The sequence below is a fragment of the Streptomyces sp. E2N166 genome (genome assembly GCF_003671715.1).
Taxonomy (GTDB): domain Bacteria; phylum Actinomycetota; class Actinomycetes; order Streptomycetales; family Streptomycetaceae; genus Streptomyces; species Streptomyces thinghirensis.
Genome location: NZ_RAIF01000012.1, coordinates 324,204 through 337,368, shown reverse-complemented (window position 1 = coordinate 337,368; position 13,165 = coordinate 324,204). Strand labels below are relative to the sequence as shown.

Here is a 13,165-nt window from a genome sequence, read left to right as displayed (position 1 = left end):
TGCCGACGACAACGTTGAGGTGAAGAGATGCCGTTGACCCCCGAGGACGTGCGGAACAAGCAGTTCACGACCGTCCGCCTCCGAGAAGGCTATGACGAGGACGAGGTCGATGCCTTCCTCGACGAGGTCGAAGCCGAACTGACCCGACTGCTCCGCGAGAACGAGGACCTGCGCGCCAAACTGGCCGCGGCGACGCGCGCGGCTGCGCAGAATCAGCAGAACATGCGCAAGCCTCCGGAACCGCCGCAGGATCAGCAGCAGCAGCAGCATCAGCAGCAGCAGCCGCCACAGCATCAGCAGCACCCGCAGCAGCAGGGCATGCCGCAGCAAGGCATGCGAGGTCCCGGCGCTCCGGTGCCCGCCGGCATATCGGGCCCGCCGCAGCAGCAGATGGGCGGCCCCATGGGTGGCCCGCCTCAGCTGCCCAGCGGTGCTCCGCAGCTGCCCGCCGGTCCCGGCGGTCAGGGTGGCCCGCAGGGTCCCGGCCCGATGGGCCAGGGTCCCGGGCCGATGGGCCAGGGTGGCCACGGTCCGATGCAGGGCCAGATGGGTCCCGGTCCGATGGGTGGCCCCATGGGCGGCCCCCAGGGTCCCGGTGGCCCCGGCATGCCCGGTCAGGGCGGCCCCGGCGGCGACAGTGCCGCCCGTGTCCTCTCGCTGGCCCAGCAGACCGCCGACCAGGCGATCGCCGAGGCTCGTTCCGAGGCCAACAAGATCGTCGGCGAGGCGCGTTCGCGTGCCGAGGGTCTGGAGCGGGACGCCCGTGCCAAGGCCGACGCCCTGGAGCGGGACGCGCAGGAGAAGCACCGCGTCGCGATGGGCTCCCTGGAGTCCGCCCGCGCCACGCTGGAGCGCAAGGTCGAGGACCTGCGCGGCTTCGAGCGCGAGTACCGGACGCGACTGAAGTCGTACCTGGAGTCGCAGCTGCGTCAGCTGGAGACCCAGGCTGACGACTCGCTCGCCCCGCCGCGTACGCCCGCCACGGCCTCCCTGCCGCCGTCCCCGGCGCCCTCGATGGCTCCGGCCGGCGCGAGTGCGCCGTCGTACGGCGGCAACCAGTCGATGGGCAGCGGACCGAGCCAGAACGGCCCGTCCTACGGTGGGCAGCAGCAGATGTCGCCGGCGATGACCCAGCCGATGGCTCCGGTGCGGCCGCAGGGGCCGTCGCCGATGGGGCAGGCGCCCTCGCCGATGCGTGGGTTCCTGATCGACGAGGACGACAACTGACGAACGGTAGTACGGCGTAGCCGTCGGCAGCGTTCAGGGCGGGCCCCGGGTTTCTGACCCGGGGCCCGCCCTTTGCTGTGCGCCCGCGGCTGCGGGCAGTCTGCCTCCCCCAGGGGCCTGAACGGCCTGGGAAGTGCCCCCAGGGCGGCGCGGGTGGGCGCAGCGGCACCCGGCCGGCGCCGGCCGGCGAACCCGCCCCCGGCCCGAACCGATGGACGGCACTGGGCCCGGCACCCCTCGCGGGAGGGAGGCCGGGCCCAGGTGCTTCGCGGTTGCTGACTACTGCTTGCGCAGGCGGAACGTCAGGGACAGGCCCTCGTCCGTGAACGGCTCCCCGTACGTGTCGTCGGCCTCGCCCTGGGCGAAGTCCGCGGCGAGGACCTCCTCCGCGATCAGGGCGCTGTGCCCGCTCAGCGCGTCGACGGTCGCGTCGTCCGTCGCCGTCCACCGCAGCGCGATCCGGTCGGCGACGTCGAGGCCGCTGTTCTTGCGGGCCTCCTGGATCAGGCGGATCGCGTCCCGGGCGAGACCGGCCCGGCGCAGCTCCTCCGTGATCTCCAGGTCCAGCGCCACCGTCGCGCCCGAGTCGGAGGCGACCGACCAGCCCTCGCGCGGCGTCTCCGTGATGATCACCTCGTCGGGGGCAAGGGCGATCGTCTCGCCGTCGACCTCCACCGACGCCGTGCCCTCGCGCAGGGCGAGGGAGAGCGCCGCGGCGTCCGTGTTCGCGACGGCCTTCGCCACGTCCTGGACGCGCTTGCCGAACCGCTTGCCCAGGGCACGGAAGTTGGCCTTCGCCGTCGTGTCGACCAGGCTGCCGCCGACCTCGCTCAGCGAGGCGAGGGACTCGACGTTCAGCTCCTCCGTGATCTGCGAGTGCAGCTCGGGGGAGAGCGTGTCGAAGCCCGACACGGCGATCAGCGCGCGGCTGAGCGGCTGGCGGGTCTTGACGCCCGACTCCGCGCGTGTGGCACGGCCCAGTTCGACCAGGCGGCGGACCAGAACCATCTGCTTCGACAGCTCCGGGTCGATCGCCGACAGGTCCGCCTCCGGCCACGAGGACAGGTGCACCGACTCGGGAGCGCCCGGGGTGACCGGCACGACCAGGTCCTGCCAGACCCGCTCGGTGATGAACGGGGTCAGCGGGGCCATGAGCTTGGTGACCGTATCGACGACCTCGTGCAGCGTGCGCAGTGCCGCCTTGTCGCCCTGCCAGAAGCGGCGGCGGGAGCGGCGTACGTACCAGTTGGACAGGTCGTCGACGAACGCGGACAGCAGCTTGCCGGCGCGCTGGGTGTCGTAGGCGTCCAGCGCCTGCGTGACCTGGTCGGTGAGCGCGTGCAGCTCGGAGAGCAGCCAGCGGTCCAGGACCGGGCGGTCGGCGGGCGCCGGGTCGGCCTCGCTCGGGGACCACCCCGTGGTGCGGGCGTACAGGGCCTGGAAGGCGACCGTGTTCCAGTACGTGAGGAGCGTCTTGCGGACGACCTCCTGGATGGTGCCGTGGCCGACCCGCCGGGCCGCCCACGGGGAGCCGCCGGCCGCCATGAACCAGCGGACCGCGTCCGCGCCGTGCCGGTCCATGAGCGGGACCGGGTCCAGGGTGTTGCCCAGGTGCTTGGACATCTTGCGGCCGTCCTCGGCGAGGATGTGGCCGAGGCAGACGACGTTCTCGTAACTCGACTTGTCGAAGACCAGGGTGCCGACCGCCATCAGCGTGTAGAACCAGCCGCGGGTCTGGTCGATGGCCTCGCAGATGAACTGCGCCGGGTACCGGCTCTCGAACAACTCCTTGTTCTTGTGCGGGTAACCCCACTGCGCGAACGGCATCGAACCCGAGTCGTACCAGGCGTCGATGACCTCCGGAACGCGTGTGGCGGTCTTGCCGCACCCGTCCTGCGGGCAGGCGAAGGTGACCTCGTCGATGTACGGGCGGTGCGGGTCCAGGGCGGACTGGTCGGTGCCGGTCAGCTCGGTCAGTTCGGCGCGGGAGCCTGCCACCGTGAGGTGGTCGTCCTCGCAGCGCCAGATCGGCAGCGGGGTGCCCCAGTAGCGGTTGCGGGAGAGCGCCCAGTCGATGTTGTTGTTCAGCCAGTCGCCGTACCGGCCGTGCTTGACCGAGTCCGGGAACCAGTTGGTCTTCTCGTTCTCCTGGAGGAGACGGTCCTTGACGGCCGTGGTGCGGATGTACCAGGACGGCTGCGCGTAGTACAGCAGCGCGGTGTGGCAGCGCCAGCAGTGCGGGTAGCTGTGCTCGTACGGGATGTGCTTGAAGAGCAGGCCCCGGGTGTCCAGGTCCTCCGTCAGCTGCTCGTCGGCCTTCTTGAAGAAGACGCCGCCGACCAGGGGGAGGCCCTCCTCGAAGGTGCCGTCCGGACGGACCGGGTTGACCACGGGCAGGCCGTAGGCGCGGCAGACCTTGAGGTCGTCCTCACCGAAGGCGGGGGACTGGTGGACCAGACCGGTGCCGTCCTCGGTGGTGACGTAGTCGGCGTTCACCACGTAGTGGGCGGGCTCGGGGAAGTCGACCAGCTCGAAGGGGCGCTGGTACGTCCAGCGCTCCATCTCGGCACCGCTGAAGGTCCGGCCGGTGGTCTCCCAGCCCTCGCCGAGGGCCTTGCCGACCAGCGGCTCGGCGACGACGAGCTTCTCCTCGCCGTTCGTGGCGACGACGTAGGTGACCTCGGGGTGCGCGGCGACGGCGGTGTTGGACACCAGGGTCCAGGGCGTGGTCGTCCAGATCAGGAGCGCGGCCTCGCCGGCCAGCGGGCCGGAGGTCAGCGGGAAGCGCACGAAGACGGACGGGTCGACGACCGTCTCGTAGCCCTGCGCCAGTTCGTGGTCGGACAGGCCGGTGCCGCAGCGGGGACACCAGGGGGCGACGCGGTGGTCCTGGACCAGCAGGCCCTTGTCGAAGATCTCCTTCAGCGACCACCAGACGGACTCGATGTACTCGGGGTCCATCGTGCGGTACGGGTTCTGGAGGTCGGCCCAGTAACCCATGCGGGTCGTGAGCTCCTCGAAGGCGTCGGTGTGGCGGGTCACCGATTCGCGGCACTTGGCGTTGAACTCGGCGATGCCGTACGCCTCGATGTCCTGCTTGCCGGAGAAGCCCAGCTCCTTCTCCACCGCCAGCTCGACCGGCAGGCCGTGGCAGTCCCAGCCGGCCTTGCGGCCCACGTGGTATCCGCGCATGGTGCGGAAGCGGGGGAAGACGTCCTTGAAGACGCGGGCCTCGATGTGGTGGGCGCCCGGCATGCCGTTCGCGGTGGGCGGGCCCTCGTAGAACACCCACTCGGGGCGGCCCTCGGACTGCTCCAGGCTCTTGGCGAAGATCTTCTGCTCGCGCCAGAAGTCGAGCACCGCGTGTTCGAGCGCGGGCAGGTCGACCTGGGCGGGCACCTGGCGGTACTGCGGCTGCGTATTCAACGAGCTTCCTCCGGCGGACGTGCTGCCTTCCGTCGGAGGGACGAGAGCCGTGCTCCCGCGGTACCACCCTCCTTGGCTCCCCGGTGCGTCGTGTGCGCCGATGAGCCCCCTCATTGGGGTCGCGAGCCGGTTCTACTCGCCGTGACCTTTCCGTCACGGCTTTCTTCCGGCGGCTCCGGGGTGATCTTCACGTCGCGCTCGCCCCCGGGCTCACACCGTCCCCGGGTCGCTCTGGGCCGCTTACGCCGCTACTCGTCCCCATCCACGCTTTTCGCTGCGCCCAGTGTACGGCGCCGAGCGGACAGCGGCCGACCGGTTTTGGCACCGGGTGGAGCGGGGGTGCCGTACGGCCTCCTCGCGGTCCGGTGTGACCCGAATGCCGCGGCCGGGCATTCGGCTCCCGGTGCGCCCGGCAGGGGTCCGGCCCGGCGGATTACCGGGCGGGGAGCTGGGCACAACGCATGCATGCTCGCCGCGCGGCGCACGGTGGGCGGGCGAATCGGGCGGCGTGCCCCGTTGCCGCGGGGCCCAAGTCGATTTATCGTCCCAGCACGATTCGCGCGCAAGATCACAATATGTGAAGGGGCCGCGGCCATGGTGGCGAAGAAGACCGCCGGAGAGCAGTCGGAGGCGACTGAGAAGGAGTCCGCTGCCAAGAAGACGACGGCCGCGAAGAAGAGCACCGAAGGCAAGAGCGGCGAAGACAAGAGCAGCGAAGAGAAGAGCACCACCGCGAAGAAGACCGCGGCCAAGAAGACCGCGGCCAAGAAGAGTACGGCCGCGGCGAAGAAGACGACGGCCAAGAAGACCACGGCCAAGAAGACCACGGCCAAGAAGAGCACGGCGAAGAAGAGCACGGCCAAGAAAGTGGGCGCGGCCGAGGCCGCGGAGCAGACGGGAGCCACGACGGTGGTTGCGAAGAAGACTCCTGGCACGGCCACGGCGGCCAAGACCGCCGTTCCCAAGGCCCGCGGCGCCGCGGACCCCGGCGACCTCGCGGTACGCCCCGGCGAGGAACCCTGGACCCCGCAAGAGGTCGAGGAGGCGCGCGGGGAGCTGCAGTCCGAGGCCGACCGGCTGCGCACCGAGATCGACTCCTCGGAGCGGTCGCTGCAGGGCATGATGCGGGACTCCGGGGACGGTGCCGGCGACGACGAGGCGGACACCGGCAGCAAGAACATCACGCGCGAGCACGAACTGGCGCTGGCCGCCACCGCGCGCGAGGTGCTCACCCAGACCGAGCGCGCCCTGGAACGCCTGGACGCGGGCACCTACGGCCTGTGCGAGAACTGCGGCAACCCCATCGGCAAGGCGCGCATGCAGGCCTTCCCGAGGGCCACCCTGTGCGTCGAGTGCAAGCAGAAGCAGGAGCGACGGTACTGATCAGCCGCCGGGACGGAAGGCGTGCCGTACCCTCGTCCTCAGTCAGGTACCTAGGTCGAGGGACTCACGTGGCAGAGGCGGAGCGCATCATCGGTACGCCGGACACCCCGGAAGCGGCGGGGGACGGGCAGGAGCGGCCCGACGCCGAGCAGGAGCAGCCCCCGGAGCGCCCCCGGGGCAAGCGGCGTATCGCCGTGCTGTTCGCGGTGGCCGCGTTCGCGTACGCCCTCGACCTGATCAGCAAGATGATCGTGGTCGCCAAGCTGGAGCACCAGGAGCCCATCGAGATCGTCGGGGACTGGCTGCGGTTCGTGGCGATCCGCAACGCGGGCGCGGCCTTCGGCTTCGGCGAGGCCTTCACCGTGATCTTCACGGTGATCGCGGCGGCCGTCATCGTCGTGATCGCCCGCCTCGCGCGCAAGCTGTACAGCCTGCCGTGGGCGATCGCGCTCGGCATGCTGCTCGGCGGCGCGCTCGGCAACCTCACCGACCGGATCTTCCGTGCGCCCGGTGTCTTCGAGGGCGCGGTCGTGGACTTCATCGCGCCCAAGCACTTCGCCGTCTTCAACCTCGCCGACTCGGCGATCGTCTGCGGCGGCATCCTGATCGTCATCCTCTCCTTCCGGGGCCTCGACCCGGACGGGACCGTCCACAAGGACTGACCGTCCACGATGGGCGACCGTCCACAATGGCCGGACCGTCCACAGGGACTGGGCGCGCGGTCGGGAGTGTCCGGCCCGTCCGGCATACTCGACGGGTGAGCACGATTCCCGAGATCCGTACCCTGCCCGTGCCGGACGGCCTGGAGGGCGAGCGCGTAGACGCCGCCATCTCCCGCATGTTCGGCTTCTCCCGTACCAAGGCCGCGGAGCTCGCCGCGGCGGGCAAGGTGCAGGTCGACGGATCGGTGGTCGGCAAGTCCGAGCGAGTCCACGGCGGCGCCTGGCTCGAGGTCGAGATGCCGCAGGCGCCCGCGCCTGTGCAGGTGGTCGCCGAGCCCGTCGAGGGCATGGAGATCGTGCACGACGACGACGACGTGGTCGTGATCGTCAAGCCGGTCGGCGTCGCCGCCCACCCCTCGCCCGGCTGGAGCGGGCCGACGGTCATCGGCGGACTGGCCGCCGCCGGGTACCGCATCTCCACGTCCGGCGCCGCCGAGCGGCAGGGCATCGTGCACCGTCTCGACGTGGGCACGTCCGGCCTGATGGCGGTGGCGAAGTCGGAGCGGGCGTACACCTCGCTCAAGCGCCAGTTCAAGGAGCGCACGGTCGACAAGCGCTACCACACCCTCGTGCAGGGCCACCCCGACCCGACCAGCGGCACCATCGACGCCCCCATCGGCCGCCACCCCCAGCACGACTACAAGTGGGCCGTCACCGCCGAGGGCAAGCCCTCCGTCACGCACTACGACCTCATCGAGGCATTCCGCGCCGCCTCCCTGCTCGACGTGAAGCTGGAGACCGGCCGCACCCACCAGATCCGCGTCCACATGGCCGCCCACCGCCACCCCTGCGTCGGCGACCTGACCTACGGCGCCGATCCCACGCTCGCCAAGCGGCTGCGCCTGACCCGTCAGTGGCTGCACGCCGTACGGCTCGGCTTCGAGCACCCCGGCGACGGGCAGTGGGTCGAGTACGCCAGCGAGTACCCCGACGACCTCCAGCAGGCCCTGGACCTGGTCCGCGAGGAGACCTACGGATGAGTGCCCCGGACCGGGCGCTGTCGTACGTGGTGCGGGTGGCCGAGGACCCCGGCGACCGGGAGGCGTGCTTCGCGGTGCGCAAGGACGTCTTCGTGGTCGAGCAGAAGGTCCCCGAGGACATCGAGTACGACGCCTACGACGCCGAGGCCGTGCACGTCCTGGCGGTCCGGGCGGACGGAGTGCCGCTGGGCACCGGCCGGCTGCTGCACGGCGAGGCCGCCGCGGCGAAGAACGGCGACGGCGACCCGGCCGTCGGCTCGCTCGGCCGGCTCGCGGTGACCGCGCAGGCCCGCGGAGTGGGCGTCGGGGCCGCGCTGGTGCGGGCCGTCGAGGACGCCGCACGCGCGCGCGGGCTCACCGCGGTGGACCTGCACGCGCAGACCCACGCCCTGGGTTTCTACGAGCGGCTGGGGTACGAGGCGTACGGACCCGAGTTCCCCGACGCCGGGATCCCCCACCGCGCGATGCGGCGCGCCCTGTAGGCAAAGGCGCCGAACGGCTGGTGGGGCCGGTGACGTGGCAGGCTTGAGGTCCGCCGTGTGAACGCCGAGACCCCACCGGAGCGCTGACCGTGGATCAGTTGGCCCTGTTGTTCATGCTGCTGCTCGGGGCCCTGCTGAGCGTTCCGATCGGTGCCCGGCTCGGGCTGCCGGCACCGGTGCTGATGACGGTCCTCGGCATCGTCCTGGCGCTGCTCGAATTCGTGCCCAACGTCGACATCCCGCCCGAGCTGATCCTCCCCGCACTGCTGCCTCCGCTGCTGTACGCGGCCGTGCGGCGCACGTCCTGGCGGCAGTTCGCGGCCAACAAGCGCCCGATCTGCCTGCTGGCGGTCGCGCTGGTCTTCGTCACCATGACCTGCGTGGCCGCCGTGGCGAGCGCGGTCGTGCCGGGGCTGCCGATCGCCGCCGCCTTCGCGCTGGGCGCGCTGGTGGCACCGCCCGACCCGGTCGCGGCGACCGCCGTCGCCGGGCAACTGGGGCTGCCGCGCCGCCTGGTCTCCATCCTGGAGGGCGAGGGGCTGTTCAACGACGTCACGGCCATCGTCCTGTACCACGTGGCCATCGCCGCGGCCGTCGGTGGGACCTTCTCGCCGTGGCGGGCCGGACTCGACCTGGTGCTGTCCGCCGTCGTCGCCGTCGCGGTCGGCCTCGCGCTGGGCTGGGCCACCAACAAGCTGCTGAGCCTGCTCGGGGACGCCACCCTGCAGATCGGCCTGACGCTGCTGGTGCCCTACGGGTCCTACGTCCTGGCCGAGGAACTGCACGGCTCCGGGGTGCTCGCGGTGCTCACCACCGCGATGTTCCTCGCCGAGTACGCCTTCGACGCCGACGACGTGATGACCCGGCTCGCCGGGCACACCGTGTGGGACGTCGTCGACACGCTCGTCACCGGCGTCGCCTTCGGGCTGGTCGGCCTGGAACTGCACAACGCGATCCGCACGGCCTCCGGACGCTGGACCGAACTGCTCGGCTGGGCCGCGGCGGTCGCCGGCGTGGTGATCCTGGTGCGGCTGGTGTGGCTGCTGCCTGCCACCTGGCTGACCAAACGGCTGCACGCCGGACGCGACCACGACGAGGACATCCCCATGTCCCTGCGGGAGACCGTCGTCATGTGGTGGGCAGGGATGCGGGGCGTCGCCTCGGTCGCGCTGGCGCTCGCGATCCCCCTGAAGACGGACGACGGATCCGCCTTCCCGCACCGCGAGGAGATCATCTTCGTCGCGTTCGGCGTGATCATGGTCACGCTGCTGCTGCAGGGCCTGACGCTGCCGTGGCTGGTGGGCCGGCTCGGGGTGCGGGCGGACACCGAGCGGGAGAAGGAGTACGAGAAGGAGCTGGCCGTACGGGCGGCGAAGGCGGCGAAGCAGCGGCTCAGGGAGATCGAGTCGGTCGAGGAACTCCCGGAGGAGCTGTCCGAGCAGATGCTGCGGCGGGCCTTCGACATCGGGATGCGGATCAGTCCCGACGTCGGCGACGAGGAGCGGCGCGAGGCGCAGGAGCAGCGGGCCCGGCGGCAGAAGCGGATCCGCCGCATCCAGGGCGAGATGATGAGCGCCGCGCGCCACGAGGTGCTGGCCGCGCGCAGCGAACCGGGAGCCACCCCGGAGATCGTGGACCGGGTGCTGCGCCAGCTGGACGTGCGCAGCCTGCGCTGAGGCGGGCCGCGCACGTCCTGCGGGTCACAGGCTCTTCGACGGCTGTTCCGGGAAGCGGCGGGGGGTTCCGTCGGGGGAGCGGCGGGGGCGCTGGAAGCCGTCGCGGGACGGGCGCAGCGCCGCGTCCGTCGTGTTCACCCGCGGCAGGGCGTACGGGTGCTCGTCGGCGAGCCAGCGGACCATTCCCTCGCGGACCGTGACCCGGACCGTCCAGATGTCGTCCGCGTCCTTCGCCGTCACCAGGGCCCGCACCTGCATGGTGTTGGGGGTGGTGTCGGTGACGGTCAGGTTGTAGTCGCGGCCGTCCCAGGCCGGGCACTCGCGCAGGATGTCGCGCAGCCGCTCGCGCATCGCCTCCAGCGGGGCCGAGTGGTCGAGGTGCCAGAAGACGGTGCCGGTCATCTGCGGGGTGCCGCGCGACCAGTTCTCGAACGGCTTGGACGTGAAGTACGACACCGGCATGGTGATCCGGCGCTCGTCCCAGGTGCGCACGGTCAGGAAGGTGAGCGTGATCTCCTCGACGGTGCCCCACTCCCCGTCCACCACGACCGTGTCGCCCATGCGCACCATGTCGCCGAAGGCGATCTGGAAACCGGCGAACATGTTGCTGAGCGTGGACTGGGCTGCCACACCGGCGACGATGCCGAGGATGCCGGCCGAGGCCAGCAGCGAGGCGCCCGCCGCCTGCATCGCGGGGAACGTCAGCAGCATCGACGACACGGCGACCACGCCGACGACCGCCGAGACCACCCGCATGATCAGCGACACCTGCGTACGCACCCGCCGTACCCGGGCCGGGTTCCGCTCGGCGTGGGCGTGGGCGTAGCGGGAGTACGAGGTCTCGACGATCGCCGCGGCGATCCGGATCACCATCCAGGCCGCCGAGCCGATCAGTACCAGCGTCAGCGTCCGGCCGACCCCCTCCCGGTGGTCGGGGAACACCCGGGCCTCGACGTACGAACCTCTCAGCAGCGCCGAGCACAGGAGGAGCTGGTAGGGGATTCGGGCACGGCGCAGCAGCCCCCACAGCGGCGTCTCGGGGTGCCGTCCGTCGGCCTTGCGCAGCAGCAGGTCGGTGGCCCAGCCGATGACCAGGGTCAGCAGGACGGAACCGCCGACCACGATCAGGGGGCGGAGTATGGTCTCCATCCCTCGAACGTAACCGCACCCGCTGCGCTGCGAACCTGTGACTTCCGTCCCGTCCCGGGTATCGCCGCGCACCGCGTTGTCACACCCGGCTGGCACCATGGCCTCATGAACATCGTGCTCTTTCACTCGACCCTTGGCCCGAGGCCCGCGGTGCGGCAGGCCGCCGACCGGCTGCGCGAAGCCGGGCACCAGGTGTGGACCCCGGACCTCTTCGAGGGCCGGACGTTCGACACGGTCGAGGAGGGCATGGCCCACCAGGAGGAGATCGGCAAGGAGGAGCTGCTGAAGCGGGCCGTGCTCGCCGCCGCCCCCTATTCCGAGCGGGGGCTGGTGTACGCCGGGTTCTCGCTCGGTGCCTCCATCGCCCAGACCCTCGCCCTCGGCGACCACCGTTCCCGCGGGCTGCTCCTCCTGCACGGCACCTCGGACATCGCGGCCAACGCCTCGGTGGACGACCTGCCGGTCCAGCTGCACGTCGCCGAGCCGGACGCCTTCGAGACGGACGACTGGCTCAGCGCCTGGTATCTCCAGATGGGCCGGATCGGCGCCGATGTCGAGGTGTACAGGTACGCGGGGGCCGGTCATCTCTACACCGACCCCGACCTGCCGGACCACGACGAGGAGGCCGCCGAGGCCACCTGGCGGGTGGCGCTCGGCTTCCTCGACTCGCTCCAGGAGGCGGACGCTCCCGGCGACGGGGATCAGACCGGCGCGTAGACGCGCTCGACCCGCTGTGTGCCGCTGCGCGTGCGGTACGAACGGGCCCACTTCGATGTGGCGTCCGGGTCGGTGCGGTCGGAGACGACGTAGTAGTCCATCTGCGTCCGGTCCGCGGTGATGTCCAGCACGCCGTAGCCGTGCCGGTCGGTGTCGACCCAGTGGACGTGCCGGTTCGCGGCCCGGATGACCGGCGCCGCGATCGCCGACACCGTGCCCTCGGGGACCTTCACGATGTCGTCGAGGTTGTCGGAGGTCACCGAGGTGACGACGAACTCCGTGGCGGCGGAGGCGGACAGCGGGTACGTGGCGGCGTTGTGCGGCACGTCGTTGGCCCACGCCATGTGGATGTCGCCGGTCAGGAACACCGTGTTGCGGATGGAGTTCGCGCGCAGGTGCGCCAGCAGTTCGCGGCGGTCGTCGGTGTACCCGTCCCACTGGTCGGTGTTGAGGGCGAGGCCCTCCTTGGGCAGGCCGAGCAACTCGGCGAGCGGCTTCAGCAGCTCGGCGGGGATCGAGCCGACGGCGAACGGCGAGATCATCACCGGGTTGCCGATCAGCCGCCAGGTGGTGTCGGAGGAGGTCAGCCCCGCCTTGAGCCAGTCGAGCTGGGCGCGGCCGGTGAGGGTGCGCTCCGGGTCGTCCACCTCGCCGTTGCCGAGCGCCACCTGCTGCGAGCGGAAGGAACGCAGGTCCAGCAGCGACAGGTCGGCCAGCTTGCCGAAGCGCAGCCTGCGGTAGGTGGTGCCGGTGATCGCGGGACGCACCGGCATCCACTCGAAGTAGGCCCGCTTGGCGGCGGCCTGGCGCGCCGCCCAGGTGCCCTCGGCGCCCTCGGTGTGGTTCTCGGCGCCGCCCGACCAGGTGTCGTTGGCGATCTCGTGGTCGTCCCAGATCGCCACGACCGGCGCCGCGGCGTGCAGCGCCTGGAGGTCGGGGTCGGTCTTGTACCGGCCGTGCCGGACGCGGTAGTCGGCGAGGGTGAGGATCTCGTGGGCGGGCGCGTGCGGCCGCACCACGGTGTCGCGGGTGCCGTACTCGCCGGTGCCGTACTCGTAGATGTAGTCGCCCAGATGCAGCCAGGCGTCCAGGTCGCCGCGGGCCGCGAGATGCCGGTACGACGAGAAGTGGCCGGCCTCCCAGTTGGCGCAGGAGACCACGCCGAAGCGCAGGCCGGTGACGGCGGCGTCGGCCGCGGGGGCGGTGCGGGTGCGGGCGGCGGGGGAGTCGGTGGGACCGGCGGAGAAGCGGAACCAGTAGTCCGTGGCGGGCGCGAGCCCTCGGATGTCCGCCTTCACGGTGTGGTCGGAGGCGGCCGTCGCCGTGGTGGACCCCTTGGCCACGATGTTCGTGAACGCCTTGTCCAGGGCGACGGCCCAGCTCACCTCGGTGTCCGGGCCGAG

Annotated in this window: 10 protein-coding genes; 7 read left to right on the top strand and 3 right to left on the bottom strand. The window is 71.4% G+C overall.

All coding sequences use genetic code 11. The features are described from left to right. Positions 1 to 27 precede the first annotated feature (27 nt). Complete coding sequence (gene divIVA / locus EBH09_RS09190) at positions 28 to 1,227, top strand: apical growth/hyphal branching protein DivIVA (RefSeq protein WP_121746539.1); 1,200 nt, start codon at positions 28 to 30, stop codon at positions 1,225 to 1,227. Between the two features lie 279 nt (positions 1,228 to 1,506). On the opposite strand, the gene ileS is transcribed toward divIVA, so the two are convergent. After that, positions 1,507 to 4,653, bottom strand: a complete 3,147-nt coding sequence (gene ileS, locus EBH09_RS09185; protein WP_121746538.1) for an isoleucine--tRNA ligase — start codon at positions 4,651 to 4,653, stop codon at positions 1,507 to 1,509. A 594-nt stretch (positions 4,654 to 5,247) separates the two neighbouring features. Between ileS and EBH09_RS09180 the strand changes: the two genes are divergently transcribed. The 5 genes from EBH09_RS09180 to EBH09_RS09160 all read left to right on the top strand — a co-directional run bounded on the left by EBH09_RS09180 (position 5,248) and on the right by EBH09_RS09160 (position 9,896). Further along, entirely contained in the window at positions 5,248 to 6,036 is a 789-nt protein-coding gene (locus EBH09_RS09180) for a TraR/DksA family transcriptional regulator (RefSeq protein WP_121746537.1), read from the top strand. A gap of 68 nt (positions 6,037 to 6,104) precedes the next feature. Then, positions 6,105 to 6,698 carry a signal peptidase II gene (gene lspA / locus EBH09_RS09175; RefSeq protein ID WP_121746536.1) on the top strand — a complete coding sequence of 198 codons (594 nt, stop codon included), beginning with the start codon at positions 6,105 to 6,107 and terminating at the stop codon, positions 6,696 to 6,698. Positions 6,699 to 6,793: 95 nt separating this feature from the next. After that, positions 6,794 to 7,738, top strand: a complete 945-nt coding sequence (locus tag EBH09_RS09170; RefSeq protein WP_121746535.1) for an RluA family pseudouridine synthase — start codon at positions 6,794 to 6,796, stop codon at positions 7,736 to 7,738. Further along, positions 7,735 to 8,220, top strand: a complete 486-nt coding sequence (locus EBH09_RS09165; protein WP_121746534.1) for a GNAT family N-acetyltransferase — start codon at positions 7,735 to 7,737, stop codon at positions 8,218 to 8,220. Before EBH09_RS09170 ends, EBH09_RS09165 begins: the two co-directional genes overlap by 4 nt. Before the next feature lie 89 nt (positions 8,221 to 8,309). Next, on the top strand, positions 8,310 to 9,896 hold the full coding sequence (locus EBH09_RS09160; RefSeq protein ID WP_121746533.1) for a Na+/H+ antiporter: 1,587 nt from the start codon (positions 8,310 to 8,312) through the stop codon (positions 9,894 to 9,896). 24 nt (positions 9,897 to 9,920) lie between these two features. Here EBH09_RS09160 and EBH09_RS09155 read toward each other — a convergent pair whose 3' ends face one another. Next, a complete protein-coding gene (locus EBH09_RS09155) occupies positions 9,921 to 11,045 on the bottom strand; it encodes a mechanosensitive ion channel domain-containing protein (protein WP_121746532.1) in 1,125 nt (374 codons plus the stop codon). Between the two features lie 60 nt (positions 11,046 to 11,105). Between EBH09_RS09155 and EBH09_RS09150 the strand changes: the two genes are divergently transcribed. Further along, complete coding sequence (locus EBH09_RS09150; protein WP_274595139.1) at positions 11,106 to 11,762, top strand: dienelactone hydrolase family protein; 657 nt, start codon at positions 11,106 to 11,108, stop codon at positions 11,760 to 11,762. On the opposite strand, the gene EBH09_RS09145 is transcribed toward EBH09_RS09150, so the two are convergent. After that, positions 11,747 to 13,165: alkaline phosphatase D family protein (locus EBH09_RS09145; RefSeq protein WP_121746530.1), on the bottom strand; the 1,419-nt coding region annotated here is incomplete at its 5' end. The two genes, EBH09_RS09150 and EBH09_RS09145, sit on opposite strands and share 16 nt — an antisense overlap.

What these genes read in the sequence shown, in the direction of transcription:
- EBH09_RS09155 (WP_121746532.1), bottom strand. Translation starts at nt 11,045, where the DNA reads ATGGAGACCATACTCCGCCCCCTGATCGTGGTCGGCGGTTCCGTCCTG.
- EBH09_RS09180 (WP_121746537.1), top strand. Translation starts at nt 5,248, where the DNA reads ATGGTGGCGAAGAAGACCGCCGGAGAGCAGTCGGAGGCGACTGAGAAG.
- divIVA (WP_121746539.1), top strand. Translation starts at nt 28, where the DNA reads ATGCCGTTGACCCCCGAGGACGTGCGGAACAAGCAGTTCACGACCGTC.
- EBH09_RS09165 (WP_121746534.1), top strand. Translation starts at nt 7,735, where the DNA reads ATGAGTGCCCCGGACCGGGCGCTGTCGTACGTGGTGCGGGTGGCCGAG.